Source organism: Cytobacillus firmus (assembly GCF_023715565.1).
GTDB classification, from domain to species: Bacteria; Bacillota; Bacilli; order Bacillales; family Cytobacillaceae; genus Cytobacillus; species Cytobacillus firmus_C.
Map to the genome: position 1 here is coordinate 74,253 of NZ_JAMBOJ010000009.1, position 26,937 is coordinate 101,189.

The following is a 26,937-nucleotide window of genomic DNA, read 5'->3' on the forward strand; positions in this document are numbered from 1 at the left end:
GGTTTAAGAAAACTGCGTCATGCACAGATCTCCCAAACATAATGTAAAACCGCTATTCTTCAAAATAAATAATAGTGCATGCTTCTTCAGTAACAGGATCATAATCTTTTAAAATCGTTTTGACTTTCAAATGAAGAGCATGTTCAATCAATCCTTTTAAATGCGATTTGAATTCAACAATCAATGCTGAATCAACCGAAATAGTCAGGTGTTGAAAGTTCCGGCTCAGCATCTGCAGTGCCTGAACACGCTTATGCTGGGCAAAGATGATCACTCTATCATCAAAAGTTTCAATACGCTGTTTTTTTACGCCTGTTCCATAGATCTCCTGGTTGACACGATTATAAAGAAAAGCGAGATCTTTTTTGATTGTCTGAGATAATTTTGAAGTTAGTACAGTCATGTAATCCTCCTGTAATCACTATATTAAACAAGGCAATTTTATTAGTCAATACCTTTTTCAGAAAATTCTTACTTGACAAAATATTGACCTAACTATTACACTACAAATCAACTCCCCCTCTATTTCTATAATAGTCCCAATAAAACCTCCCTTCAGCACCATGAAAAATTAAATAGAATTTTCGTATAACCTCAATAATCGGTTTGAGGGTTTCTACTGGGAACCGTAATTCCTATCTACGAAAGGTATATTTTCTGTGTACTTCCCACAGGACCTTTTGTGCAGGAATTTTTTTGTGCTTATTAGTCTATTTAGAAGAAGATGCATAATATCATAATTTAAATACCTCTGCTTGCTCGCCAGGCTAATATCCCTACAAACCGCTATCACTTTTTTCATTGCCATTATAGTTTCTTAATCTATGAGGAGGCGAAGATTTGAAAAGTATTCAATTTGTTGTGAATGGAAAGGAATGTACGGTCCTCTGCCCGCCTGCGAAACCGCTCCTTGATGTTTTGAGGGAAGATCTGGGGCTGACTGCCAGCAAGGAATGCTGCGGAAAGGGAGAATGTGGATCATGCTCTGTACTAATAAATAATGAGGTTGTATGTTCCTGTCTTATCCTCACTGGTCAGGTGGAAAACCAGAAGATCACCACTTGTGAAGGAGTCGGATTATCACCAAATTTGGATGTGATTCAGGAGTCATTTATTGCAGAAGGAGCAACACAATGCGGGTACTGTACTCCGGGAATCATCGTATCAGCAAAAGCTTTCCTGGACGGAATTGACCATGTTCCATCCGTTGGGGAAATCAAAACCGCATTAGGAGGCAATCTATGTCGCTGTACAGGCTATACCAAAATTATCAAGGCCGTTCAGACAGCTGCTTCGAAAAAAAGATCCGAGACGGAAACAATCGGATAATCCATGACACATACAGCTATTTTGCTTGCTGCGGGCAAGTCCAGCAGAATGGGTACTCTAAAAGGACTATTGCCATGGAATGGAACGACATTATTTGAGCATCAGCTAAGCACTCTTAGTAAATCGGTGTTTACTGATCTTGTCGTCGTATTGGGATTTGAAGCTGAAAAATTCTTTCCACACAGAATAAATCATTCTGCAAAAATCATAATAAATGAACATTTTCAAGATGGTAAATGCTCGTCCATTATTGCAGGGGTGAAAGCTGCAGACATTTTATCAAAAACGATTCTGATTACATCCGTGGACCAGCCGCTTCAAGCTGTCATCGCTAATAATCTCGCCGTGAATCTTACAAAAAGCGGCTGCCTGATTGCAGTCCCCACCCATCAGGGCAAAAGAGGCCACCCTATCCTCTTTTCCGCAAAATTGAGACACGAGCTTTTATCGGTCAAGGAAGAGAAAATGGGCTTGAGACATATTATCCAACAACATGAAAAATTTGTTCTAGAGGTGCCAGTGGAAAATGAGCAAATTCATCTTAACCTGAACCGTCAGGAAGATTATAAAAATGCTCTTAAAAAATATACCAGGAGGTAAGTCGATGCTTGTTTCAGAAATTGACATGATTACCCCTTCCTCTCTATCCGAATGTCTGATGCTGCTGTCAAAGAAGGGCAGAATCCATAGAGTGATAGCCGGCGGTACAGATGCTACAGTCCGGATGAAGGAAGGCAAATGGCGGCCGGAGGTTTGGATCAATATAAAAAACTTAAATGAACTGCGGTATATAGAGGAAAGTGATGATTGTATTCATATAGGCCCATTGACCACACATACAGATATTATTCATTCTCCGATTCTGCAAAGAAAAGCGGATGTACTTGTGGACGCTGCACGTGAGGTTGGGGCCACTCAAATGCAGAATATGGGTACAATCGGCGGCAATATTGGCACTGCTTCCCCTGCAGGTGATACCCTGCCTGCGTTATATGTTCTTGGAGCAAGGCTGGAACTCACTTCTATGTCGAATAAACGAACCCTTCCAATCGAAGAGTTTATCTTTGGTCCCGGCAGGACGGTATTAAAAGAAAATGAAATGATCACAAAAATTATTATAAAACCGCAAAGTCCAAATGAAATAGGCATTTTCCAGAAGCTCGGCCCCCGTAAAGCACAATCTATTTCCATTGTGAACGTTGCTATTTCACTCACAATGGAACAGGACCTGAAATGCAGGGAAGGAAAAATTGCCTTCGGATCTGTGGCACCCACTATTATCCGGGCACGCAAGTGTGAATCTATGCTTCCTCTCGGACAGCTTAATGATGAATTAATCCGAAATATCGCCAAAATTGCCTGGAAAGAGGTCATGCCCATCACGGATGGAAGGGCAACCGCTACATATAGAAGGGATATGGCAAGTGCTTTATTGGAAAGAGGATTATACCGTTTAATGAGGAGGTGGAATAACCAGTGAACACCAAATGGGTTGGGAAAAGGGTAAAAAGAATTGATGGCCCGGAAAAAGTAACCGGAGAATTAAAATATATGACGGATTACCATTTTGACAATATGGTTTGGGGCAAAGTGCTGCGCTCTGAATATCCGCACGCAAAAATTAATTCCATTGATATTGAGCCAGCAAAAAATCTGCCTGGAGTTATATGTGTACTAACCCATAAAGATATTCCCGGCTTTAATGGATTTGGGATTGTGGTTCCCGACCAGCCTGTTCTTTGTTCGGATGTCGTCCGGTGCACAGGTGACGCTGTAGCCCTGGTAGCTGCTGAAACACTCGAAATCGCCGAGCAGGCACTGAGTTTAATCAAAGTGGATTATGAGCCCCTTGAAGTTGTTGCAGATGCTGAATATGCACTGACAGATTCTGCTCCAAAGCTTCATCCCGATGGCAATCTGCACAGCCATGTCAAAATTAAAAATGGAAACATGGAGAAAGCCTTCGAGGAAGCTGACATCATTGTAGAGAATACTTATTATTCTCCCCGGCAAATGCATGCTTTTATCGAAACAGAAGGCGGCTGGGGTGTTATGGATGACGAAGGTTTCCTCACCATTCGCTGTCCTGGACAATATGCATATCGCGATCGAATGCAGATTGCGAGGTCCCTGGCTTATAACCCTGAAAGAATTAGAGTCATTTCGAGCCCAATTGGCGGTGCTTTCGGCGGGAAGGATGAAATCACGGTTCAAATATACCTTGCTCTCCTTGCGCTCCATACGAATGGCCGGCCTGTAAAAATTCACTTAAGCCGGGAAGAGTCTGTCATTGCGGGCATAAAAAGGCACCCTTTTAAAGTCCAAATGAAAACCGCTGCCAAAAAAGACGGGACACTCCTTGCCAATCAGGTGAAAGCCATAGGAGATACGGGGGCATATGCATCACTTGGCGGGGCTGTCATCGCCCTTGCGATCGAACATTCATGCGGCCCTTATAAAATTCCCAATGTGGATCTAGAGGGCTTCTGTGTGTATACCAACAATGGCATTGCCGGTGCCTTCAGAGGCTTTGGCGTCAATCAGGTATGCATGGGAATCGAAACACATATGGACATGATTGCAGAAAAGCTTGGAATAGATCCTATTGAATTGCGCAAAAAAAATGTCTATCACCAAGGGGAAGTTTCCAGTGTCGGCCATATTGTCAAATCCAGTGCCGGAACCTTCAAAACCCTGGAAACAGCAGAGAATTGCGATCTGTGGAAGAACCGGGCCAAGTATAAATCCGAAGTAAGTGAGCCATGGAAAAAACGGGGAGTTTCCGTTGCAACCTCCTTTCATGGGATCGGAATGGGTATTGGTCTTCCCGACTATGGAGCCGCCTCTATTGAACTACTGCCGGATGGAACATTCCTTGTGGGTGTAGGATGCGAGGAGATCGGAGGAGGAAACAGCACCGCCTATGCCCAAATAGCCGCTGAGATGCTGAACTGTGATATCAGCAATATCAGCATCGTTCAAGGTGATACACATAGAACACTTGATAGCGGTACTGTAACTGCATCCCGCTCCACCTATACCGGAGGAAGAGCTGTCGCGGCAGCAGCACCCAGGATGACTGAGCTTCTTATTCAAACTGCTGCTGAAATGCTGAATTTGGATTCATCTCAAATTGCCTTAAGACCGAACCATATTTCAGCTCATGGAGAGATCATACCTTATAAGTCTATCTATAAATACCTTCATGACCATCATCAGACTACAAGAGTAGAAGGACACTTCTACCTGCCGAAAGAAAAAGAAGAAATCAAAGGTTCAGGCGGTGCGCCCCACCATTTATACGGATATTTGACACATGTGGTGATGGTGGAAGTTGATACTTTAACAGGTGAAACAGAGGTTTTGCGGGTTGTATCTATCCCGGATGCGGGCAAGGTCATTAATCCGCAAGGGCTGGAAGGCCAGACTGAAGGCGGAGCCGTAATGGGCATCGGGTATACTCTGTATGAAGATATACTGATCGAGAATGGCTATCATAAAACGCGGAATTTCACTGATTATATCATCCCTACTATCCGCGAGACTCCTTTGATTGAGACCTTTCCGGTAGAAGAACCCGAACAATCAGGACCCTTTGGAGCTAAGGGAATTGGAGAAGTGGTGATGATTCCGATTATTGCTGCTATCATGTCAGCCATATATGATGCTACAGGGGCCAGAATTCGCCATCTGCCCGCTACTCCCGAAAGAGTGTTTAATGCCTTAAAAGATCTCAAAAAACAAAAAGTCCAATCCACAAGGTGATCCTATTGATGAGCAGCCATTTATTTTCCAGATTAGAAGAGTCAATCAAAAACCGAAAAGACACATTTCTGCTGACCATAACAGATTATCCTGATGAAAAACTCATTGGAGCGAAAGCTTTATTATGGCCAGGCGGAGATTTCTGTACTGAAGCCTCCCTTCTGCCGCTTGATGTGAGGGATTTAATAACGGTACATTGCAATAAATTAGTCACTAAAAAACGGTCAGGAACTGTGAGATTTATGTGGAAAGAATGTTTAGTTGAATGTTTTGCAGAGTACTTCCCTTCTCCTCTCCATTTGATAGTCGCCGGTGCCGGCCATGTGTGTGAACCCGTGGCAGAAATGGGACGAATGCTCGGATTTTTTGTGACAGTAATAGACGATCGGAAAGAGTATGCAAACAGAGAACGCTTTCCGAACGCGGATGAAGTGGTTTGCCAATCCTATCTGGAATACTTCAGGCATGTCGACATTTCTGAAAAATCGTATATTCTCCTTCTTACCAGGGGACATAAGTATGATGTTATCAGTTTGAATGAACTCTTAAAAAGAGATTGTCAGGCAGGATATATTGGAATGATCGGCAGCAGAAGACGTATTTCGGGTGTATTCGAAGAACTTCAGGAGGATTTTCGGGATGAAAGCTTTGAAAATCTATACACCCCTGTGGGTCTTGATATCGGTTCTGAAACTCCTGCAGAAATTGCTGTCAGCATCATGGCAGAAATTCTGAAAGTGAAAAATCAAAAATCAGGAGATTCCTTAAGTTCGCAAATTAAAAAATTTGCAAAAATGGGTTTCCATGAGGGGGCCGGAAAATGGACCAAATGCAGCTTATAAAGCGCACCCTTGATATCAGGAAAGGAGGTGAGAAAGCAGCACTCGCCACAATTATCCGCACGAAGGGCTCTACCCCGAGAAAAACTGGAAGCCGGATGATTGTGTTCCCCTGCGGAAGAATAGAAGGAACAATTGGCGGAGGCTGCGGTGAAGCAGAAGTAATTGAGAAGGCTTTCCAGGTCATCCAAACAAATACCCCAACTCAAAAGCGCGTAGATTTAACAAAAGGGCTGTTTTATGAAGATGGAGGAATATGCGGTGGAATTATGGATGTATTTATTGAACCCATCTAACCAGGAAAATAGATCTCCCGCCTGTTCCATGGTCGAGTCAGTTCGTGTCTCTGGATGAATCCATGAATAAGGAGTGATCTTTCATGTCGATGATTGAAAAGGATCTTGGGTCGGGCCTCCCGCCTGCCTCTAATGCGAACCTCTTAGAACGGCTCTTTAAGCTTTCCGCACGAAACACAAATGTAAAGACAGAAATTCTGGCAGGCATTACTTCGTTTATGACAATGAGTTATATCATCTTTGTCAACCCGATAATCTTAGCAGATGCAGGGATACCAAAAGAAGCCGCATTGGCTGCAACGATTTACGCAAGTGTTTTCTGTACCCTTCTAATGGCACTTTGGGCAAATTTCCCTGTAGCAGTTGCCCCGGGCATGGGGCTGAATGCCTTTTTTGCCTATACAGTTGTACTTGGCCAGGGTCTTTCCTGGCAAACAGCCCTTGGTGCTGTATTTATATCGGGGATTGTGTTTTTAATTTTGACAGTTACCGGAGTCCGGCAGAAGATCGTAGATGGTGTCCCGGATGTCTTAAAGTCAGCTATAGGTGTAGGGATTGGTTTATTTATTGCTTTCATCGGGTTAAAAAATGCAGAACTGGTAGTCGCAAACGATGCTACATTTGTCGGCTTGGGAAGTATCACCGCCAAAGGTCCGCTTCTTGCCCTATTCGGATTGATTATTGCCGCCCTCCTGATGGCAAAGAAAGTTAAAGGCGCCCTCCTGATTAGTATATTAGGTACAAGTGCAGCAGCAATGATTGTTGGCTTTATTGCCTACCCAAAAGCTGTAGGTGACATCGTGTCCCTTAATCTCCCTAGCATGTCTGAGACGTTTTTAGCTATGGATATTATGGGAGCAATAAAATATGGCATCATCTCAGTCATTTTCTCCTTTACGATTGTAGAATTATTTGACAATTTAGCTACCCTCATCGGATTATCAAGAAAAGCCGGCCTCACAGATGAAAATGGAAAAATTGAAAACCTGGATCGTGCTCTTCAGGCAGACGCAGTTGGAACGATGGCAAGTGCTGCCTTCGGAAGCACTGCCTTAAACGCTTACGTCGAAAACGCCACAGGGATTTCGGAAGGCGGACGCACCGGTTTAACTTCTTTAACTGTAGCAGTACTGTTTTTCCTGTCGCTCATTTTTGCTCCGCTTATCTATTTTATACCGTCCGTCGCAACTGCACCTATTCTCATTCTAGTTGGAGCCTTAATGCTTAGTGAAATTAAACATATAAGCTTTGATGATTTTACGGATGTGATTCCTGTCTTTTTAACGATTGTTCTCATGCCTTTAACGTTCAGCATCGCCCAGGGACTGGCATTCGGCTTTATCTCTTACACACTGCTCAAGCTTCTTACAGGTAAGCATCAGCAAATCCACTGGATCATGTATTTTGTAAGCGCCGCCTTTATTATTAATTTCATTATGGGCGGTCATTAATCTGTTGACTGATATTTTCTACAAAGTGGGGAGTCCATATGAAGCTTAACATTGAAACGTTACGAAAAAGAATTGATGTGGCGGCTAAAAGAACTCCTGCCGATCTGGTTATTAAAAACGGGAAGGTAATAAACGTATTTACACGTGAAATCATCGATGAAGACATAGCAATTGCAGATGGATTCATAGCTGGCTTAGGATGCTATGAAGGCAAAGAAATTATCGATGCTGGGGGCAGCTTTATCGCTCCCGGCTTCGTTGATGGGCATGTTCATATAGAATCGGCAATGGTTACTCCTGCAGAGTTCAGCAATGTTGTCCTCCCACATGGAGTAACTACAGTGATTGCAGACCCACATGAAATAGCCAATGTCAGCGGGACTGACGGCATTGACTTCATGCTTGGATCTTCAGAAGATATCCCGCTCGATGTGTTTTTTATGCTTCCATCCTGCGTGCCTGCTACTCCATTTGAAAATGCCGGCGCTTCCCTCAGTTATACGGATCTCGAAAAATATTACAGTCACCCAAGAGTGCTGGGGCTCGGTGAAGTTATGGATTATCCAGCTGTTATGAATAATGATGAGGGAATGCTGCAAAAACTGGAAGCAGCCTATAGTAAAGGAAAATGCATTGATGGGCATGCAGCAGGACTTAATGCGGATGAAATCAATATTTACTTGGCAGCCGGCATAAGAACAGACCATGAATGCATTAATCCAGAGGAAGCGCTGGACAGGATGCGCAAGGGGATGTATGTAATGCTGCGGGAGGGGTCTGCGGCAAGAGATTTATTGTCTCTTCTCAAATCTGTCAGCGAACAAAACGCACGGCGCTGTTTATTTGTTACGGATGATAAGCATCTGGATGATTTGATCAATGAGGGCAGCATTGACCATAATGTCAGAATGGCCATTAGCGAAGGGATTGATCCTCTCCTTGCCATTCAAATCGCTACTCTGAATGCAGCAGAATGTTTCGGCTTGAAAAATAAAGGGGCAATCGCTCCCGGTTATGAAGCCGACTTGGTTTTTCTTAGTGATCTAAGAAGTGTCAAGGTGGAGAAAGTAATAAAGAGCGGAAGATTTGCTGCAGAAAACGGGGTCATGAAGAATTCTGTTCCCAACAGCATTGCACCTGCAGGACCCATCCTGAACAGTGTCAAAATCAGCAGCATGTGCTATGAAGATCTAAGCATTCGGATTGGGAATGGTGACTGCAATATCATTGGCATTATACCGAACAGCATTGTGACCAGGCATCTGGTGGAAAAGGCAGATGTAAAGAATGGATATTTCCAGCCAAATCCTCATAGAGATCTCTTAAAGCTGGCGGTTGTTGAGCGGCACCACTGCACAGGCAATATCGGTCTTGGTATTGTAAAGGGATTAGCGATTACAAGAGGTGGGATTGCTTCAACAGTTGCCCACGATTCCCATAACATTGTCGCAGCAGGCACATCTGATAAGGATTTGCTGGCTGCCATTAAGCATACCGCAGCCATGGGAGGCGGCCTGGCTGTTGTCCAGGATGGAAAGATCCTTGCGGAACTGCCCCTGCCTATTGCGGGACTCATGAATGATCAGGATTCTTCATTTGTCCTTGCACGTTTATCCCGATTGAATCATGCACTTGTGACAATCGGGTGCAGCATGGAATTCAACCCGTTTTTGACGCTCTCATTTTTAGCGCTTCCGGTTATCCCAGACCTCAAATTAACTGATAAAGGTCTATTCTCCGTGAGATCCTTTAGCCATATTAAAGCCGAGGCAGAAAATTAAGGCAGGATCTTCTTAAGTAGTTCAGATAACGTGGAGAAAACTAAATATAACAGCCCAAAAAACATACGCTTTCGCAACGCAAATAGCAAGTGAACTATCAATACAATTAACGCAACAAAAAGCTTGGGATATCCCAAGCTTTTTGTTATTGAATGTGTTGTTCCAATTTAATTAAACCAGCTAATAGGAGTCAAGAACTTCTTATTAAAATATCTAATCCACCGTGTTATACTTTTGAAAGCAAGCCAAATAACCCTCCAAATTCTTTTTGGAAGGTTTTTCTTAATTTGCTGTTTTCTGTGGATTAAGCAAAATCCAGGAACTGTTCATTCCTTTTTAGCATTGCGTATATCCAGTGTAAAAGCTTGTTTACACAAGCTATCATTGCTACTTTTGAAGGCTTTCCTTCATTTCGTTTCCTATCATAATACTCTTTTAACTTCTTGTTCCTCGAGCTTCTTATACCGCATAAAACGGCCATATACAAAGCGTGCCGTATTCGGCTTGAACCTCGTTTAGTAATTTGATTTATAGTAGCTGTGAACTTACCTGATGAATGGATACTTGGATCTATCCCTGCGTAAGCCACAAGTTTTTTAGGGTGATTAAACCGGTCAATTTCTCCGATTTTGGAATTGATCGTTGCCGCGATTTTTCCTCCTATTCCGGGACTTAACTGATTATCTTACATTCTTCAATTTCTTCTGCTAGGACATCTATCTCTGCCTCTATACTGGATAGGTGTTCTTGATACTGAAGAAGCATAGTGATATACATATCCAAACGGAACAACTGACTTTGATACACACCTTGTTGGAAAGGATTTCGCTTAGCCGAATCTATTAATTTAGCTGCCCTCTCCCTGGCCCAACCCGCAGATCGTTTTATACGCATTTCCACAATTCGCTCCAGTATCTTTGCTTCACCAATCTTCAGAAGTAGGAAACTCCTTTAAAACCTGAAGAGCTTGAAAATAAATCTCCAAATACTCCCCTATATTCCGGAAATACCTGATCAAGAATTGTGTGGAATTGAAGTTTTGCCTGAATGTAAAGGTTCGTAACGGCTTCGTATTGCCTTAACAATGTTCTTAGGTTTAGCAGCCTTGAGCCTCTTTTTTTATAAGGCTCAAATTCTTCTTTGTAATACAGAATACAAAGTTGATATGCATCAAACGCATCCGTCTTTACCCTTCTTAGACTGGTTTTCTTAGCCTGATGAGAAATGATGGGATTTACCAAAATAAATAGATATTGACTTTCCTCCAGACATTGAATAATCGGTGTATGGTAATGCCCTGAAATACTGCTGGTCTAACACCAGTATTTCTTTCTATCTCTTTCAAAAAAGAGATAAAAGTATCTAAACCCTCACTGATATGTTTTATCTTGAAGCTCTTTCCAAATGGCTTGTCTTTATCTAGAAATGCCTGAGCTTCACTTCCCCCCCTTTGGCCACATCCTGGCCAACTACTGGATTCAATAATTATCTCTCCCTTTGTCGTACTCGCCAGTAACCCCTATACCTTCCTGTAGTTCCATAGCCTCGCTTGTTATACGAGATCATTTGTCCTAACCAGCCTCAAACATCATTCTACAAGTAGGGGGCGAACAGTTTAGTTGACGAGATCTAACTCCCACGCACCCGTACGTTCTACCCACGTTCTACCCTGGCTACTGAAATAATAGGTCCTATAAAAAAAGAGCAACAAGTAAAAACTGGTTAACTCAATAATACGAAAGCACCCTTTAGCTTAATATTAATCATTATTCAAAACTATTTTCGTATATATCAAGAAACTTTGATAATTCCACACCTTGTTCTTGAACATTTTTATCCTTCACAGTTATTTGCCACCCATATTTTTTGTATTCTTTATAGTTACTATCACTAAAGGGTTCTAAATCAAACTCCTTAGCTACTGCTTCAAAGGCTTCCTTGTATTCCAGCTTTGCCTGTTTTAATGCTTTTTTAGTATCTTTAAAAATAGGCATTCCTTCAACATTAGCTCCTATTTCGTATGCTTTTTTATTACCAAAATCAATACTTAATTTACTAACATCATATTCATTAACAACTGTTCCTAAGGTTTGGTTATCACAAGAAACTAACAATATGATTGAAAAGATAATAAATAAGCCCCTCATATCTACCTCCATTTATCATTCTAATTTGTAATGACCTTAATAACCTTATAGTATAGACGTATTTCCATAAAATAAGTTTCATAACTAATTTCAAACCTGCTTCGTTAGGTGAAGCACTAAAATTTTCAAGTGCATTTTACTACATAATGTTATAAATCCTTGGTTTTTCTCGAAAACAGACTGATAATAATATAGCAATTTACAAGTAAAATAGCACCATTATTCGCACAATGACAATAGCCATTGTCAAGTTGTTATTTTGGGTGCTATTATTATGATATTTTGTTGTTATTTTCTTATAAAACGTTGATATATCAGTGAAAACAGTTCTGCTAGTTACTGTGCTAAAAGGTATGATAATTTATGTACTATCTACGATGTTTCTCCACAAAAACTAAATTGTTTAAATCCTCTCCGGCCGTTCTTTTATTTTTTAGCTGCTTCCTTATTAGTTAAATTTAATGCAGACCATGCTGTTTCATCTGCAAAGTACCTGCTCCAGCTTGCAACACCGGCTAAATTATACTTCTTTGCTAATTCTGCCCGTTTTAATAGTGAAACTCCATCTTCAAGCCATACCCTGTATGTGACTTTATTTTTTTCGGAATAAGACTCCGCGTAATTTTGCCCGCTTGCCGGATCGTATACCGGAGTAATTTTATTTTTATTGAGCCATTCTTTCACTTTGCCCATTGATAGGGCTTTGGAAGAAACATCCCCATTTGATTTTTGTTCCTTAGTTATTTTAAGAAAGATACTTGATGATCATTTAGTTGACTTCTTCGAATATACAAAAACCATTTTAATGCATTGAAAAAGTTTAAAATAATATAATTATGTAAACTAATATTCGTAATAATTGTATTATACGAATATTTATTCCATTTTTTTACATCATTTGAACATACAGTTCTTTTCTTGCTTCATGATATAAACGAGCATACAGCTGTGTTTTGGTGCAGACCATTATGTCCTAATCGAAATAATGGCATTCCTTCCCGTGCTAAATAAGCAGCAAATGTAGGGCGAAATGTGAACACCTAGCCCCACGCTTCTCGTGTAATGGCACAATTCGCTCTTTTTTACGTTTCCCTTTTGGGATTGTTATCATGCGTTCCTTTCAATTAATATCCTCTTTTTTCATGTCAACTAACTATATAAGGCACACAGCCCTGGCATAATGTCATAATGAAAGTAAGTTGTACGCTAGAATAACGAAAGGAATGTCTCAATTTTGAAGACATTCCTTTTTCTAACTAGAAATATTTAGTTCCCTTCTTAAATAAAAGCACCCTATTGTTTAAGTTCAATTCTTTACAATCTCCTCTTTTGGTTTCACCAAATAACTTTTGATATTTGTATTTCTTATTTTCATTACCATAGTTTGTTTTCTGTCCCTTTTATCAATCTTTTGATATTTTGCCTGTGCAAAAATATCACTAATGCACTAATAAAAAATGAAGGGCAATAATGACTCTTTCCCCGAAAATAAGGCTGTAAATAATTATAGATATACCAGCTAACATTGAACTTAGTGAAACATACTTAGAAACTATCAAAGTTAATATAAATACAACAAAGCCAATCAAAGTCCCAATGGTGTCAGTTGATATTGATGATGTAATTTTAAATTTTATAGGTATTGTTATTGGTTTTTATTTGGTGATTTTATTAAAAAAGTTATTAGTTATTAAAAAATCGGAAAGTAAGGTTTACCAGGGGAAATAAGGTAAAAAATATACTCGTTTTTTAGTTTGACTACTAGTATATGAGTATATTTTTTCTTTTTAAAAATCCAATTCATTGTTTTTTATTAGATAACCATACACACCATACATAGTTTAACTACCTCTTGCAAATGCAACCGGCTTTTAGGGGCAGCCCCAAAAAGCCGACCGTTCCCTCACTTCTCATGAATCGGTAAGATCCATATAGTTAAACTGGTGCTTGAACAGAATATGAGTATATGCTTTTGGGGTAGATATTACTTCTATAGTTATTGGCTATCAAATCAAGAACCTTTAAGTAGTTTATGAATAGTAATTTTGGCGGTACCCATTATTGGGTATGCTTTATGATTTTTGCAGAAGCTTTAATGAAGATTATGACGAATTGCACCTAAACATACTGACACTTTTCCGGAGTAACAAAAAAAGGCCAATTTCGATGAGAAAACTTTGAACATCGGTTGCCTCTTACTTGATTACAAACAAGCGTTAATTCATAAATAAGCGTTAATCCTTCTTAATGCTAAATATGATATAATTATAAAAACGACCAAACCCTTATACACCAAGGGTTTGGTCGTTTACTAAGTCAAATTTATGTCTGCGTTAATTTGTATTATACGAACATTTATTCCGTTATTATACATCCGTTGATATATGATATTAAGTCGTTTCCCTTTTGGAATTGTTATTATGCGTTCCGGTCAATTAATATCCTCTTTTTTCATGATAATCAACTGCCCTGTCATAATGAAAGTAAGTTGTACTCTAGAAAAACCAAAGAAATGTCTCAATTTTGAAGACATTCCTTTTCTAACTAGAAATTTTTAGGTCCCCTTCAAATAAAAGCACCCTATTGTTAAAGTACAATTCTTCACATTGTTTATTGCAAAATAAAAGTGGTTCTTACGGTTGTTTGGTGAAGGCGGTTTCTGGATATTAGGTAAGTATAATATTCAGGAGGTGTAGATTTATAATGATCTTATGGTTATCGCCTGATCCTCATCTGGAACTTATTCATGTTTCTTCTTCAGCTGAATCTGACTCCTTACTCCTCACAGTTCAAAGCACCGTGTCATCTGCTTCTTGTCCACAATGCAATAAAAACACTTCAAAAATTCATAGCCGATATGCACGGATCATACAGGATCTCCCTGTCAGCGGTCAGCCGGTCGAGCTGCATCTCCTTTCAAGAAAATGGTTTTGTGACAAGGCGGATTGTTCGGTTAAGATATTCACTGAGCGGTATGAAGGAATCTCAGCCAATGGCCGGCGCACCTTTCGTGCGGAAGAGCTGTTAAGAAAAATAGCGTTTTCCACTAGCTGTCTAGCAGCTGAAAAGGTGGCGCACGCTGCACACATTCCGATAAGCCACGATACCTTATTAGCCATTGTTCGGCGGACAGCACTAAATCCGGAGGTGTCACCCTTTCCTCGGTTTGGATGATTTTGCTTTCAAGAAAGGGCATACTTACGGTACGATAATCTGCGACCTTCAAACCCATAAACCTTTAATTAAGGCATACAGCCCCTTTAACAAAAGAGGCGATTGTCTATAAGAACAACCGTCTCCCTAATAGCAATCATTTTCCTTTGTATCTTTTGTAAAGAAACATAATTATGACCATTATGAATGTAATAATTATTGAGTTTTTTAAAATCATAAAGAAAAACTCTGGATAAGTTGTTTCTGATGACGAAACCATTCCATTAACATCTTCTGTGGTTCTAACCCTTTGTATCAAAACTATCATTAATGAGAAAGAAGTAATAAAGGAATATATAGCCGTTTTCACTAAAGTTCTCTCCATAAAAATTCTCCTTATCCTAAATTTTGATTTTGCTTCTAACGCAATTGTAACATTTTGTAATTCATTTAGTGCCCGCTTCTTTATTCCACAAAGCTGCCCCGTTTGTTAAATAAGAAAAAGCCAGCTGGTTTGGCAGCTGATTAGCCTGCCCTTTCGTATAATTATGTTTCTGTCAATTGAGAGTATATGTGGTTTCTCGGAGAATTTCTTATTCAGATTATGGATTAATTCCCTATGATTCTGACGCCAATATATTCTTCATTTCGACAAAGAAAAAACGAGGCAGATGCCCTCGTTTTTTCTATTATTGGTATTTGGCTTTAATATATGTTTTCTTGGTATGGTAGGAAGTTTTATATGTAATATATTTTTCGCTACTGCAACCGCCCGTACGGGTTATTCTCTGATATTTTCTCCAAACGTCACCGTAAATTCCTGGACGGGACCATCTAGCAGGGTCTGCCTTGATAAATGTACCATTTCCAGGTGGTGCTACTGATACAGAAACTGAAGCCCCACTTGCTCCACTATAACCAATAGAATAACTTACAGTTGATTGACCAAAAAAGTATCCGTCTACTTTATCCCAGCTTTTAAATGAAGGATGATAGTTTATAAAGGTATTTGATCTATCTAGCTTATCTGAGAGTGTTTCATATTTGTATTGATAGGCACATGAGAATGTAGATACCCCACCGCTTTTAATGATATTTCCATTTTGGTCAGTAACAAAACTATCTGGTAGGCTAGAAGTTTCGGTTATTAAATTTCCCTCACCATCTATATATTGATTAATTATCTCTGGTGAAAATTCAACTTCCGGAACATAGATCGCTTCTTCTGCACTGGCATTAAAAGGTACAGTAAACAAAGAAATTACTAGTAATACAGCTAAGAACCAGTGACTGGTAGTTTTTTCCCTTTGCATTTTTCCAACTCCCTCTATAGTATTAATATTATAGTAAATTTTTCGGAAAAAATGGATTAAATTGGAAGGTTTTTTGATGAAGAAATATTCAATCTATACTTTGGTACTATTAGGGGCTCTAGTAATTGGGCTTGTAGTATATGAACTAGTATTTAAAGAAACAGATCCAAATGGAAACATCCTTTTGAATGCCTATGATGATTATATGAAACACAATGAATATGAAAGCTTAGAATTCCATCCTGATGAAGATCATATATATTCTTTATATGAAAATACTTCTGAGAATACGATAGGGTTAGTTGAGTACCGTAAAAATGGAGAAATGAAAACTGAAATGGGAAAGCAAAGGGGATTAGATTTTTATGTTCTTCTTCTTGAAGGGGAATATAATAATTATGTAGGAGTAAAGTTTGAAAAAGATCCTCAGGAAGTAGGTTATTTTGAGTTAATTTCACAAGAAGGAAAAACAGAAAAATTTGTAGTTAATTCAAAAAAAGAAAAGTCTTATACAGTGAGTTACATAGCTAAAACAGAGTTAGATCCTGACAACATTCAAACTATAAAAGTGTATACTAAGGATGGAGAGACCTTATACCATGAAAATATGTAAATAAGCTCACCATCAAGTTCATTGCTTCATACGTAACCATCAGCGGCACCCCCTTTCCTAATGGATTGGAGGCGGCCGCTGCCCACCCTGCTTATTTGCTGTACATAAAAATTATATCATATTGGTTTGTTCATACCTATATTAAGAAAGCACCCTTTTGTTTTTTGATAAGGGTCTATGAAGGAGTAACTTGCATATAATAAGACTAAAATCCACAATTCATTTGAATGCTGTCTGCCAGGAAAATCGCGGTCCATTAACAAGCCCATTCATTAGGGCACATGTACACCGTGTCCGAAGGACTGCTCAAACGAGATTGTGGATTCTTTATTTTCTCATGAGTATTAAAGCCTTATTTATTATTAACCACACTCTTATTATTGGAGATTAGCTGTTGGTCACTTTTGTAACAAACGCATCTGTCTCTGAATCCCAATAACCAAGTAACTCAATAATTTTATTTGAAAGTGTCTTATCAAACTCCATTTCATTAAGCCAGCTGCAATTATCATCATTATAATAATCCCCCTGTATAAATGCAGCGTACAGTTTAGAATTAGGATATAACCTTGAGTAATCTGCCATTTTATTTAAGTCATCGTAATAATCTTTAAATACGTTTGCTGCCTTATACTTTATTTCAATTAACGCCTCAATCCCTATTACAGAATCTTTCAAATGGGACGTTTTAGCTTTTTCTAAATCTATTTTTAATATAGCAATGTCTGCTCTTCTTCCACAAGGAAGTCTATATTCGGTATAAATTCGTAAATCATAGATGAATCCTCCATTGTTCTCTAGTTCAGTCCTAATATGGTAATAGAGTGCGCTTTTTAATGAATCTTCATATAAGAAGAATTTATAACCATAATCTCGTTTTATTTTCTCACACCAAATTTTTTTAATAATTGAATCAATATTTACTTCAACATTGTTATTAAAAAGGCCATACTCGGTTCTCATTCTACATCCACCTGTCCTTTTTTGATGCTTAGAAGTTAAAAAAGCAACCAAGAAATGGTTGCTCGTACTTAAAAACGTTTTTTATTTGCCTTTACTCGGTAAAATCAGGCTTACTATAAAACAAGCTGTAACCCCCAACACAACAATGCTAAAATTCCCCCAACCGCAAAATATTAAATCACCGATTAATAGATATGGTCTCTCGATTTCAAGCATTGCAAATGCTCCACCTAAAATAAATAACAAAAAATAAATACCCGCTTAAAAGAAAATAATTAATAATGCTAAGCCAAAAATTGTAGCGATTGCATATGTAATCATTTATCTGTACTCATTTCCTCCACCCCATAACTCTCTTCCACCTGTATGACCTGTCGCAGCTCAAGAGTGCCTGGCTCTTGGTTATGATGCCAAGTAAATCCTTCTGGAGTATCTCCTTTAGCTAACCCTTGAATGTCCTGTTTGGATAATCCTAAATCCTCTGCTAAGTCAGGATCCATTTGAATGTCATCATATAATTCTTGGTTAGCATAGCTAAAATGAACATAATCAGATTGAAGATATAAACTCTCATCTATGTATACTTCGAACTCAGCATCAAATTCCGGGAAGGTTCCTATTATTGAGGTTCCGTTAGGTAAATCAATAATTTCCTCTTCAAAAGGAACACCAGTTATAGGATGAACAGAACCAGCCAAGTCCTCATTTACAGTAGAGATTTGAGTGATTTCAGAGAAATCACTTGGACGGTCGGCGTCTGGAATATTGTCATCAGCATGAGCTACCTCGGCTCCATCTGCCACATCTATTACATCTACCACTCCAACAGCTAAAGCTCCAATAGCTACTGTTTTTACAATTGAGGTTGCTCCTCTAGGAGGGGATTTATGCCGGAACAAGCGATACTATGTCTCACCTGTCTTCACAACACAATAAACAATTTACAAATCGTGGATGATTGGGTTTGTCCTGATAAATTTGGCAAACGAAGACAATCCTACTTTTCGGAACCGTTTTTTCTTTTGTACAAGATACAATTCTCTTTTTAAATAAAAATCCCTGATTTTAACCTGGTGCAGGATGCCAAAAGATAGCTCTTTTTTTACCGTTAATTTTGGCATGATGCTGATTCCGAGACCAGCCTCTACCGATCCCTTTATGGATTGCATACTACCGAGCTCCATAAAAGCGTGGATATCCTGAAAAAAGTCATAGTCCTTTAAGTGATTTTCCACGGTTATCCTGGTACCGGATGAGGCTTCCCGCCAGATAAGTTTTTCGTCCTTCAATTCTTCCAGATTGATATCATCCCTGTTTTTCCATTTACAGTCAACCGGGGTAATCAGGATCAGCTGGTCTTCAGCAAATTTTTCTACTGTTAATTCGCCGTCCTCTTTATCCCTTTCAAGTATGCCCTCTACCAGGGCAATATCAATTTCGTTATGCTTTAGTTTTGACAGCATATCATTAGTATTGCCGAGGGACAGGTTAAATTTGATGTTAGGGTGTTTTTTCATGAATTTTCCCAGCAATTCGGGGAGAATATATTCACCGATGGTCAAACTGGCTCCAACATGCAGGCTTGCTTCCACTTTTCCGGAGATAGTCCTGACGGCTTCTTGGGATTGTTCATAATAAGCAATAATTTCCTTGGCATAGGGATAAAGGGCTGATCCTGCCTATGTAAGGACTAATTGATTATCAGAGCGGTCAAACAGCAAGGCCCCGTAACGGTCTTCCAGCTGATGGATCTGTTTGGTGACCGCTGGCTGCGAGACAAAGCCTTTTCTGGCAGCCTGGCTGATGCTTCCTTCCTCCACTACATAACAGAACATTCTCAAACTTTCTATGTTCATGAGAGATCAGTTCCTTCCAAACATCCTTAAATAGATTTTTTTATGATATCAATAGGACACAAGCGGGGCATCAGCAACACACCTGAACCCAGTATTGCCAGCGGAGCTGTCTGGAGTATTAGAGCTGCGAGCAGCCACCCGATAGCGATTGCAATAAGATTCATGGCATAAATAGGACCCTCCTCTGATAGCTTTTGCTTCCCCGCTTAGAGGTCCTGCTGGATTATTGGAGCCGTTCTTTTCTACGTCTCTTGTAAACCAATCCGCACACCATTCCCATACATTTCCGACCATATTAAACAAGCCATACCCATTTGGCGGAAATGACTTTGAAGGGGCAGTCCCTGCAAAACCATCCTCCAGGCTGTTTTCCACAGGAAAGGTCCCCTGCCAGATATTGCACAGGTGCTTTCCGCCAGGTGTTAGCTCATCTCCCCAAGGGTACTTTTTTTGTACAAGTCCTCCCCTCGCTGCAAACTCCCATTCTGCTTCTGTTGGGAGTCTTTTTCCTGCCCAATCACAATAAGCAGCTGCATCATTCCAGGAGACATGAATGACAGGGTGATCCAGCCGGTCTTCAATTAAGGATCCTGGGCCTTCAGGATGCTTCCAAGAAGCTCCTTCGATTGCAAACCACCAGGGGGTATGGGGAGATTGCCTTTTTCTTGTTTTCAGCTCTTTAGGAAGGAAAAGATGAAAAACAAATGACCAGTTATATTTTTCAGCGTCTGTCTTATAACCCGTATCATTGATGAAATCCTGGAATTTTTCATTAGTCACTGCGTAGCTGTCCATCAAGAAAGGATCAATCTTTACGGTACGGACTGGACCTTCCCGGTCTGCAGTACCCATCAGGTATTCTCCTCCAGGGAGAAAAACCATTCCGGCAGTTGATCTTATTCCATTATGTTTGAAGACTGTATCGCTCTGTTCTTTATAGTCTTGTATATAAAGGCACACCCAATAATAATTTCTCATTGGGCACAACCTCAAGCAAATGTTTCAGGTTTTCCTCGACCCAAGGGAGGCTTGCTACACTTCCCGCAACCTGTGAGCTGCCCCAATGTTCATCATAAGCCATGACTACCATATAATCTGCTATACCCGCCAGCTTATCCCTTTCATAAAAGGCAGACCAATTGCCGCTTGATGAAATGAAAGTGATATCCATCGACACTACTAAACCTGCTTCATGAAAGTAAGGAGTGGCTTCCCTTACAAACTGTGTTATGTAAGGACCGTCTGCAGGATTAACATTTTCAATGTCCAGATTGATCCCGTTTAATCCATTTAATTGACTGAAATGCAGAAGCTGGCGAATCATATTCTGCCTGGTATCAAAAGAACCAAAAGCTTCATGTGTCAATTCAGGGTCAAATGCATTTGAAAACAAGCCCCAAATTTGGTATCCCTGTTTTTTGGACCATTTTGCATAATCCTTTGAACCAAGATTATTAATAGTCCCTTTTCCGTCAGCCAGCTCAAACCATGTTGGTGAAATGACATTCACACCAGCCATCCTCGGGATGTTTGAAGTATTCGGGTTTTTAGTATATACAGCTTCCCATGTCAGCTGAATAGGACCATCTAATTTGGGGACTGTATATTCTGTTTCTTCCAGAGAAATAGCAATTTTCTTGCTCTCTCCCTTTTTTATGTATTTCTTTTTCAAATAGCCGGCTGTACCGTCTTCTATTCTAATAAAAAAGTAGTCTTCTTTTTCATGTTCTATAAAGACATTCTCTTTCGGAGATAAGGTGGATGTATACGGTGAATTCAGACTTGCTTTTGTCCTCAGCCGGAGCAATTCATCATGAATATCTTTTTCCGTCACTTTACCGGAAGCCAAAGTATCTCCATTCTTTTTAATCCAAACTGCACCTGTATCAGGGAGTATTGAATAAGCTATTGGGTAGATTTCCAATAGAGGCTCAATCGCTAAATACCTTTCTCCATCTATCTGTTTAACAGCAGAAAAGTCCAATTTAACAGCCTCCTCATTCACATAATAACTCGAAGAATCAGATGGAAGCTGCACTACTTTATTCTTAGTGGTAATGATGATAGATTGTGAATGTTCATCAACCATAATAGCTTCATCAACAAATTCCTGCAGAAATGGTAATGGCAGATATGTCGTTTCCCCTTCTAAATAAGCATTTCCCTCCTGCTTGCCCATAAATAAAATTGGATGATCTCCTTTAAAGTAATCTGCTTTCTCTTTTGAAGCAAAAGGGTATAAAAATAGGATTACGCTTGAGGTTATCAGTGTAAAAGCAAACAAAAGCCCCGCAAAAATAAATTTTTTAGCGGGAGCCTTTTTCTTACTTGTTTCTATTTCATACATTTCTCTTCCTCCCCTTATTTCCATTGTAACGAAATAGATCATGGGAAGAAATTTTAGAATTTCATCAATTATTCACCCCTTCCTATATTAACGAAATTAATACAGGAAAGGTTTCAACCTTTTTCAGTATGTTGTAAAGTGAGTAAGCTTCTGCAGTCTGTAAGTAATATACTTAACCCCCGGCATTTTCTCGTTAGATGAATAGTTCTTTGTATAAATGGCACCATCATTATTCCAAAGCTTATTAAAATACCTGTCAACATCCCTTATAACCTGGGATTGGGCTGGTGCACTGATTTTTAAATTTGTCTCCAGGTTTAAATCATCCAGATTTCTTCTTGTAAAATTAGCTGAACCAGCTATGATCAAGCTTTTTTCTTTGCCGGTAACATACATGATTTTCGGATGGTATTGTTCAAATCCAGTATTGTACCATTTGATTTTTATGTTTTCATGACCTAGTTTATCCAATTCAGCTGCAACAGGTATATTAGGAAGCCCAATTTTTTCAGATCCAAAAGCGTTCTGGTTGGGATCCAGGATCATTTGTACTATAACTCCCCGGTCGGCTGCTTCTTTAAGTGCGTCAACTACTTTCCTGTCAGCAAGATAAAACATGCCTAGCCAGATGGTTTCTCCTTTCTTGACTTTATTAATTTCTTGAAGAATATGTTTATAGATCTTGCCTTCAGTCAGCACCTGGACCTTAAGCGGGCCAGTTTTATTGCTCTTTTCAGGTTTGAAATCTGCTAATTTTCCGGATGCTGAATAATCGACCACTGCCTGCTCCGTTTTGACGAGATCAGCTAAGATTGGCCCTTTTACTTCAAATGCTATATTGGAATGAAATCCGCTCGCATTGTGCGGGTTTCCGGACGTTACAATTCCTGTCTTTTCCGTCACAAAAACCTTCCGGTGATTTGCTTTTATGTTCATTAGATCGAGATAGGACCTAAATGTCACCTTTGGAGCATTTTCTGCGAGCGGATTCGGCAGCCAGCCTTCTCCACTCTGGCCAAACCATTGAATAAATACACGCCAGAATGCCGAATAAATAGGATTTGAATCCCTTAAAGGAACTAGTGAAGTATAAACCACGTTTATGCCATTCTCTTTAAGGTCCCGGAATTCCGGAACTTCATGCGATCCATAGGTGCTGTTAATCCGATCCGTGATCACGGTAATTTCCATATTCGGGCGGCTGAGCTTTTTTTCTATTAGCTTATCAGCAATTTTACCGCTAATATCCGGATAATTTTTATCCCCATCATTAAAGCCATTAAATAAAAACATATCCATCACTATAAAATCCTCTGACTCGTCAATTGCTTCTATAATACGCTGAAAGATCTGCTGCTCACTTTCTCTTTTGCCATTTTCTTTTTCATAGGTTAAATCGTAAAGGAACTGAGCATCTTCTGCAGAATATACTTCCCCTTCAAACGAAAGACCCTTTGGCAGTGATTTATTGGATTGATAGATGATGGTTGCTGCCAATACCAGCACAAGGCTCAATATGGGTATCCATACCCTTTTTATTTTTACTTTTCCCAGAACCTTTTTCACCAAGACTCCCCCTGCTCCTTAGACTGAGATAACTATATATAGACCATTTTTGACTATTGTAAACTCATCTATGCGCGTTCAGGCAAAATAAAAGACGAAGGCAGGTGCCTTCGCCATTTAAATCTATTATTACCCAACAAGCTTTACAAGCATATGTGACAGCTTATGCTTTTCTTCTTCTGTTCCTACCTTCCACAATTCCTGAAGAAGTTTTTCTTCCCGGTTTCTCGGATCTTCTTTGGAAGCCAGATAATCTCCTACCTTTTGAGCAGTATTAGCAAGCTGCTCCTCATCCATGCCCATTTTCTGTCCCATGGAAACCTTTCCGCTTAAATAATCTTTAAACCCATCAAAGCTTGAAAGAATTTCATCTTTCTTCTCGCTCCCCATGTTATCGAGCTTACCCTCTACATTAGCTGCTTGTCCATTTACTTTATTATTTTGTTCCATGCTAATCTCTCCTTTAATTGGATTTGATTGCTGTGACAGTCTACTAATACCCGGTGACAAACATATCAAACAAAAGCGAGAGAGTTTGAAGCCCCCAGAAATAAATTGGTCTTCTTTTAAATTGCACATGGTATGCTGCTTTGCTCACATGGTACAATATACTAACATAGAAAGTATGAAGGAGAGTTTTTATGATTTATGGAATTATCATTATTTTAGCTTATTTACTTGGCTCCATTCCTTCAGGTTTAATTGTTGGAAAACTTTTTTATGGAGTGGATATTCGTGAGCATGGCAGCGGAAATCTGGGCGGTACCAATACATTCCGAACCCTTGGAGTGAAGGCCGGCATGATCGTTACCATAGCCGATATCTTAAAAGGTACCCTTGCTGCATCCCTTCCCTTTTTCTTTGATTCAGAAATGCATCATCTTATTGCCGGAGTTTTTGCCGTTATTGGACATATGTATCCGCTGTTTGCCGGTTTTCGCGGAGGAAAAGCAGTGGCAACTTCAGGCGGAGTGCTGTTAGCCTATGTACCGTTCATGTTTCTTATCATATTGGGTGTTTTCTTTCTAAGCCTTTACATAACTAAGTATGTGTCTTTATCCTCTATTCTAGCAGCAGCAGCTTCCATCATTTACGCTTTTATATTAGGAGACTTACCGCTGATTATTGTTGTGTCTATCCTGGGATTCTTTGTTATATACAGGCACAGGGCCAACATTAAACGAATCAGGGACAAAACCGAGCCCAAAATAAAATGGCTTGGCTAAAAGCCAGCCCGCACCGCAAAGCAGCAGATCTTATTTCTGCTGTTTTTTACTTTGCGAATAAATTTTTATACATAAAAGAACATATATTGATATCTTTCGCCATACATTAGTTTAGGCTTAACTTTTGCCGAAAACGCTAATGTTAGGATGAACAATGAGATGGAGAAGGAAAAAGTGAAATATATAAAAAAAGCAGAAATAGAAATCCGTGAAATCGACCGACAGCTGGCAGCAGTATTAGCCCATGAAATCAGAAATCCGTTGACAACAGTGAAAGGTTTTATGGAGCTCTTAAAGCCCTACTTAATTGAGATCGGCAAAGAACACTACGCCCAAATTGCCATTGATGAGATTAATAGGGCAAATGATATGATATATGAATTTCTAAATGCATCTAAGGCTGGATTTAACACGAAAACGGAAATAGACTTAAACAAATTGATTAAGGAAATGAAGATTTCATTCGACAATCAGGCAAATATAAAAAAAATAAACCTTTCTGTTAACCTATGTCCTAAAAAGCCCATCATCTATGGTGATTCGAATAAGATAAAGCAAGTACTGATCAATGTATTAAAAAATGCATTGGAGGCATGTGAAGAAGCTCATGCAGGAGATGGAAAGGTTTGCCTGACTGTCAAATCAAACAGCCTTAAAGCCAAAATCATTATTGAGGATAATGGAACGGGCATGTCAGAAGAAACGATTCACCGATTATTTTCACCATTTTATACAACAAAAGAAAAAGGGACTGGCATCGGTCTATCCATATGCAGGAAAATAATTGAGGAACATAATGGCAGTATTAAAGTCCATTCCACTCATTCACAAGGCAGTGTCTTTACAATTGAACTTCCTATGGCTTCGAACTGATAAAGGGATTGAAAACGATGAAATAATTGCAGAAAAATGATGAAAAATGCAAAGATCCATATTAAAATTAGACTATTAATATATTTTCTAATGCTCTATATTAAGGGGATAATTTTAATGAAAAACACCAAAGCCTTTATGCTATCCGCATTTTTCTGTACCACATTAGTATTTTGTTCGGGTCTCTTAATCTATAAAATGCACACTGAATACAAAGCTGAGGCTGCTGAAGCCAAACCTGTACAGCTGCATCCAGAAATCAGGGAAACTGCCGAGGGCAATAAAATCCTTATTGAAAGGGTGACCTTGGGAGCTATTGGCGACATCCTTATTCATGATTGGGTATATAATGATGCAAAAACAAAAACTGGCTACGATTTCAAACCAATGTTTGAACATGCAAAATCGCTATTAAATACTCCCGATCTCTTACTTGCCAATCAGGAGACTATTCTGGGCGGCCACAATATAGGTATTTCCAGTTACCCCATGTTCAACAGCCCTCAGGAAGTGGGGGATGCTTTGATAGATGCAGGCGTTGATATCGTTTCAACTGCCAATAACCATTCACTCGATAAGGGAGTAAAGGGCTTGGAAGCTTCTCTCGATTATATGGATCAAATTGGATTGCCGCATGTGGGAACGAGCAGAACACCGCGGGAGCAGCAAACCTTGAAAATACTCAGCAAAAACGGAATTAAAGTTGCCTATCTTTCTTATACCTATGGCACAAACGGAATACCCGTACCGGCAGGTAAAGAATACCTCGTTAATCTCATTGATGAAACCGCCATAAAAAAAGAAATTAAACGGGCTAAAGACGAAGCTGACATTGTTGTGATGAGTATGCATTGGGGGAATGAATATCAGCTTCAGCCAACAGAGGATCAGAAGAAATTAGCTCAGACACTTGTTAATGAAGGTGTTGACATTGTCTTCGGCCACCATCCACATGTACTGCAGCCTATGGAGTGGATTGACAGAAAAGACGGCGGCCGGTCATTGGTCGTATACTCGCTTGGCAATTTTTTATCTGGGCAGATGCGCGATTATAAAGATATAGGCGGGCTTGCCACTGTAGAGGTTACAAAATACATTGACCAAAATGGGGTCAATGTCACACTTACCAATCCGGAATTTGTACCGACCTATGTCAGCAATAAACAGCTAAGTCATTACCGGATCGTACCGCTCGAGGATGCGGGCAGCTTTGGTTTACCCCATGCAGAGTCCAAATATGCCGAAATTATGAAACATATGATGGGTAATGTTCAGTAAAGCGCTTATAGCGCTTCAGACTGTCGACAAACTCGATGAAAATCGTACTTGTCGACAGTCTTTTTTGATTTAAAATAGAAGTAATACAATGCTTGAGGTGATTAATATGCTTTCTAAACATAATCCAATTCAACGAGATCA

At 39.6% G+C, this 26,937-nt stretch carries 26 protein-coding genes, 1 pseudogene and 1 riboswitch; of the genes and pseudogenes, 13 read left to right on the top strand and 14 right to left on the bottom strand.

Translation table 11 applies throughout. The features are described from left to right. Positions 1–52: 52 nt before the first annotated feature. Positions 53–403, bottom strand: coding sequence for a Na-translocating system protein MpsC family protein (locus M3205_RS05295; RefSeq protein WP_251168953.1), 351 nt, complete (start codon positions 401–403; stop codon positions 53–55). 161 nt (positions 404–564) lie between these two features. Then, a riboswitch (purine riboswitch) is annotated at positions 565–662 on the top strand. Between the two features lie 178 nt (positions 663–840). Here M3205_RS05295 and M3205_RS05300 point away from each other — a divergent pair. From M3205_RS05300 to ade, 8 genes are all read left to right on the top strand, one after another. After that, the gene (locus M3205_RS05300; protein WP_251168954.1) at positions 841–1,329 is read left to right on the top strand and encodes a (2Fe-2S)-binding protein; all 489 of its coding nucleotides are present in this window, start codon (positions 841–843) and stop codon (positions 1,327–1,329) included. Positions 1,330–1,332: 3 nt separating this feature from the next. After that, on the top strand, positions 1,333–1,929 hold the full coding sequence (locus tag M3205_RS05305) for a nucleotidyltransferase family protein (protein WP_251168955.1): 597 nt from the start codon (positions 1,333–1,335) through the stop codon (positions 1,927–1,929). 4 nt (positions 1,930–1,933) lie between these two features. Then, positions 1,934–2,809, top strand: a complete 876-nt coding sequence (locus tag M3205_RS05310) for an FAD binding domain-containing protein (RefSeq protein WP_251168956.1) — start codon at positions 1,934–1,936, stop codon at positions 2,807–2,809. Then, positions 2,806–5,094 (top strand): xanthine dehydrogenase family protein molybdopterin-binding subunit, encoded by a 2,289-nt coding sequence (locus tag M3205_RS05315; RefSeq protein WP_251168957.1) that lies wholly within the window; start codon positions 2,806–2,808, stop codon positions 5,092–5,094. The genes M3205_RS05310 and M3205_RS05315 overlap by 4 nt, the downstream gene beginning before the upstream one ends. 8 nt (positions 5,095–5,102) lie before the next feature. Continuing rightward, positions 5,103–5,936, top strand: a complete 834-nt coding sequence (locus tag M3205_RS05320) for an XdhC family protein (RefSeq protein WP_251168958.1) — start codon at positions 5,103–5,105, stop codon at positions 5,934–5,936. Then, positions 5,915–6,229 (top strand): XdhC family protein, encoded by a 315-nt coding sequence (locus M3205_RS05325; RefSeq protein ID WP_163145019.1) that lies wholly within the window; start codon positions 5,915–5,917, stop codon positions 6,227–6,229. Before M3205_RS05320 ends, M3205_RS05325 begins: the two co-directional genes overlap by 22 nt. Positions 6,230–6,312: 83 nt before the next feature. Then, the gene (locus M3205_RS05330; protein ID WP_251168959.1) at positions 6,313–7,680 is read left to right on the top strand and encodes an NCS2 family permease; all 1,368 of its coding nucleotides are present in this window, start codon (positions 6,313–6,315) and stop codon (positions 7,678–7,680) included. Between the two features lie 38 nt (positions 7,681–7,718). Continuing rightward, the gene (ade, locus tag M3205_RS05335) at positions 7,719–9,461 is read left to right on the top strand and encodes an adenine deaminase (RefSeq protein ID WP_251168960.1); all 1,743 of its coding nucleotides are present in this window, start codon (positions 7,719–7,721) and stop codon (positions 9,459–9,461) included. Positions 9,462–9,765: 304 nt separating this feature from the next. Here the strand turns inward: ade and M3205_RS05340 are convergent. From M3205_RS05340 to M3205_RS05350, 3 genes and pseudogenes are all read right to left on the bottom strand, one after another. Beyond that, a pseudogene (locus tag M3205_RS05340) lies at positions 9,766–10,943 on the bottom strand (IS110 family RNA-guided transposase). 284 nt (positions 10,944–11,227) lie between these two features. Beyond that, positions 11,228–11,620 (bottom strand): hypothetical protein, encoded by a 393-nt coding sequence (locus M3205_RS05345; protein WP_251168961.1) that lies wholly within the window; start codon positions 11,618–11,620, stop codon positions 11,228–11,230. 414 nt (positions 11,621–12,034) lie between these two features. Further along, positions 12,035–12,301 (bottom strand): glycoside hydrolase family 18 protein, encoded by a 267-nt coding sequence (locus M3205_RS05350; RefSeq protein WP_251168962.1) that lies wholly within the window; start codon positions 12,299–12,301, stop codon positions 12,035–12,037. Between the two features lie 2,010 nt (positions 12,302–14,311). Here M3205_RS05350 and M3205_RS05355 point away from each other — a divergent pair. After that, complete coding sequence (locus M3205_RS05355) at positions 14,312–14,782, top strand: transposase family protein (protein ID WP_251168963.1); 471 nt, start codon at positions 14,312–14,314, stop codon at positions 14,780–14,782. Positions 14,783–15,450: 668 nt separating this feature from the next. Here the strand turns inward: M3205_RS05355 and M3205_RS05360 are convergent. Further along, the gene (locus M3205_RS05360) at positions 15,451–16,074 is read right to left on the bottom strand and encodes a hypothetical protein (protein WP_251168964.1); all 624 of its coding nucleotides are present in this window, start codon (positions 16,072–16,074) and stop codon (positions 15,451–15,453) included. A 76-nt stretch (positions 16,075–16,150) separates the two neighbouring features. Here M3205_RS05360 and M3205_RS05365 point away from each other — a divergent pair, with 76 nt between their 5' ends. Next, positions 16,151–16,687 (top strand): hypothetical protein, encoded by a 537-nt coding sequence (locus tag M3205_RS05365; protein ID WP_251168965.1) that lies wholly within the window; start codon positions 16,151–16,153, stop codon positions 16,685–16,687. Positions 16,688–17,074: 387 nt separating this feature from the next. On the opposite strand, the gene M3205_RS05370 is transcribed toward M3205_RS05365, so the two are convergent. From M3205_RS05370 to M3205_RS05400, 9 genes are all read right to left on the bottom strand, one after another. Next, positions 17,075–17,650 (bottom strand): hypothetical protein, encoded by a 576-nt coding sequence (locus M3205_RS05370; protein WP_251168966.1) that lies wholly within the window; start codon positions 17,648–17,650, stop codon positions 17,075–17,077. Positions 17,651–17,731: 81 nt separating this feature from the next. Then, entirely contained in the window at positions 17,732–17,866 is a 135-nt protein-coding gene (locus M3205_RS25565) for a hypothetical protein (RefSeq protein WP_285886141.1), read from the bottom strand. A gap of 101 nt (positions 17,867–17,967) precedes the next feature. After that, a complete protein-coding gene (locus tag M3205_RS05375) occupies positions 17,968–18,549 on the bottom strand; it encodes an HNH endonuclease (RefSeq protein ID WP_251168967.1) in 582 nt (193 codons plus the stop codon). Between the two features lie 42 nt (positions 18,550–18,591). Further along, the gene (locus tag M3205_RS05380) at positions 18,592–19,242 is read right to left on the bottom strand and encodes a LysR substrate-binding domain-containing protein (protein ID WP_311315707.1); all 651 of its coding nucleotides are present in this window, start codon (positions 19,240–19,242) and stop codon (positions 18,592–18,594) included. Between the two features lie 87 nt (positions 19,243–19,329). Beyond that, positions 19,330–19,506: a LysR family transcriptional regulator gene (locus M3205_RS25800; protein ID WP_311315708.1), complete on the bottom strand. Its 177-nt coding sequence runs from the start codon at positions 19,504–19,506 to the stop codon at positions 19,330–19,332. Between the two features lie 48 nt (positions 19,507–19,554). Next, positions 19,555–20,484 carry a formylglycine-generating enzyme family protein gene (locus tag M3205_RS05385; RefSeq protein ID WP_251168968.1) on the bottom strand — a complete coding sequence of 310 codons (930 nt, stop codon included), beginning with the start codon at positions 20,482–20,484 and terminating at the stop codon, positions 19,555–19,557. After that, a complete protein-coding gene (locus tag M3205_RS05390) occupies positions 20,441–21,853 on the bottom strand; it encodes a glycosyl hydrolase family 18 protein (protein WP_251168969.1) in 1,413 nt (470 codons plus the stop codon). Before M3205_RS05390 ends, M3205_RS05385 begins: the two co-directional genes overlap by 44 nt. Positions 21,854–21,976: 123 nt before the next feature. Further along, entirely contained in the window at positions 21,977–23,419 is a 1,443-nt protein-coding gene (locus M3205_RS05395; protein ID WP_251168970.1) for a phospholipase D family protein, read from the bottom strand. Positions 23,420–23,548: 129 nt separating this feature from the next. Next, positions 23,549–23,869, bottom strand: coding sequence for a DUF3243 domain-containing protein (locus tag M3205_RS05400; protein ID WP_251168971.1), 321 nt, complete (start codon positions 23,867–23,869; stop codon positions 23,549–23,551). 191 nt (positions 23,870–24,060) lie between these two features. Here M3205_RS05400 and plsY point away from each other — a divergent pair, with 191 nt between their 5' ends. The 3 genes from plsY (at position 24,061) to M3205_RS05415 (ending at position 26,796) form a co-directional block, all read left to right on the top strand. Next, positions 24,061–24,645 carry a glycerol-3-phosphate 1-O-acyltransferase PlsY gene (gene plsY / locus M3205_RS05405; RefSeq protein ID WP_251168972.1) on the top strand — a complete coding sequence of 195 codons (585 nt, stop codon included), beginning with the start codon at positions 24,061–24,063 and terminating at the stop codon, positions 24,643–24,645. 159 nt (positions 24,646–24,804) lie between these two features. After that, positions 24,805–25,518 carry a sensor histidine kinase gene (locus M3205_RS05410; RefSeq protein ID WP_251168973.1) on the top strand — a complete coding sequence of 238 codons (714 nt, stop codon included), beginning with the start codon at positions 24,805–24,807 and terminating at the stop codon, positions 25,516–25,518. Positions 25,519–25,635: 117 nt separating this feature from the next. Next, complete coding sequence (locus tag M3205_RS05415) at positions 25,636–26,796, top strand: CapA family protein (protein ID WP_251168974.1); 1,161 nt, start codon at positions 25,636–25,638, stop codon at positions 26,794–26,796. Positions 26,797–26,937 lie beyond the last annotated feature (141 nt).

Excerpts from the sequence above, each read along its gene's own strand:
- M3205_RS05355 (WP_251168963.1), top strand. The coding sequence starts at position 14,312 with ATGATCTTATGGTTATCGCCTGATCCTCATCTGGAACTTATTCATGTT.
- M3205_RS05360 (WP_251168964.1), bottom strand. The coding sequence starts at position 16,074 with ATGCAAAGGGAAAAAACTACCAGTCACTGGTTCTTAGCTGTATTACTA.
- M3205_RS05305 (WP_251168955.1), top strand. The coding sequence starts at position 1,333 with ATGACACATACAGCTATTTTGCTTGCTGCGGGCAAGTCCAGCAGAATG.
- M3205_RS05325 (WP_163145019.1), top strand. The coding sequence starts at position 5,915 with ATGGACCAAATGCAGCTTATAAAGCGCACCCTTGATATCAGGAAAGGA.
- plsY (WP_251168972.1), top strand. The coding sequence starts at position 24,061 with ATGATTTATGGAATTATCATTATTTTAGCTTATTTACTTGGCTCCATT.
- M3205_RS05310 (WP_251168956.1), top strand. The coding sequence starts at position 1,934 with ATGCTTGTTTCAGAAATTGACATGATTACCCCTTCCTCTCTATCCGAA.
- M3205_RS05350 (WP_251168962.1), bottom strand. The coding sequence starts at position 12,301 with ATGGGCAAAGTGAAAGAATGGCTCAATAAAAATAAAATTACTCCGGTA.
- M3205_RS05330 (WP_251168959.1), top strand. The coding sequence starts at position 6,313 with ATGTCGATGATTGAAAAGGATCTTGGGTCGGGCCTCCCGCCTGCCTCT.
- M3205_RS05295 (WP_251168953.1), bottom strand. The coding sequence starts at position 403 with ATGACTGTACTAACTTCAAAATTATCTCAGACAATCAAAAAAGATCTC.
- M3205_RS05365 (WP_251168965.1), top strand. The coding sequence starts at position 16,151 with ATGAAGAAATATTCAATCTATACTTTGGTACTATTAGGGGCTCTAGTA.
- M3205_RS25800 (WP_311315708.1), bottom strand. The coding sequence starts at position 19,506 with ATGAACATAGAAAGTTTGAGAATGTTCTGTTATGTAGTGGAGGAAGGA.
- M3205_RS05385 (WP_251168968.1), bottom strand. The coding sequence starts at position 20,484 with ATGAGAAATTATTATTGGGTGTGCCTTTATATACAAGACTATAAAGAA.
- M3205_RS05390 (WP_251168969.1), bottom strand. The coding sequence starts at position 21,853 with ATGTATGAAATAGAAACAAGTAAGAAAAAGGCTCCCGCTAAAAAATTT.
- M3205_RS05410 (WP_251168973.1), top strand. The coding sequence starts at position 24,805 with ATGGAGAAGGAAAAAGTGAAATATATAAAAAAAGCAGAAATAGAAATC.
- M3205_RS25565 (WP_285886141.1), bottom strand. The coding sequence starts at position 17,866 with ATGCTTGAAATCGAGAGACCATATCTATTAATCGGTGATTTAATATTT.
- ade (WP_251168960.1), top strand. The coding sequence starts at position 7,719 with ATGAAGCTTAACATTGAAACGTTACGAAAAAGAATTGATGTGGCGGCT.
- M3205_RS05370 (WP_251168966.1), bottom strand. The coding sequence starts at position 17,650 with ATGAGAACCGAGTATGGCCTTTTTAATAACAATGTTGAAGTAAATATT.
- M3205_RS05400 (WP_251168971.1), bottom strand. The coding sequence starts at position 23,869 with ATGGAACAAAATAATAAAGTAAATGGACAAGCAGCTAATGTAGAGGGT.
- M3205_RS05415 (WP_251168974.1), top strand. The coding sequence starts at position 25,636 with ATGAAAAACACCAAAGCCTTTATGCTATCCGCATTTTTCTGTACCACA.
- M3205_RS05345 (WP_251168961.1), bottom strand. The coding sequence starts at position 11,620 with ATGGAGGTAGATATGAGGGGCTTATTTATTATCTTTTCAATCATATTG.
- M3205_RS05320 (WP_251168958.1), top strand. The coding sequence starts at position 5,103 with ATGAGCAGCCATTTATTTTCCAGATTAGAAGAGTCAATCAAAAACCGA.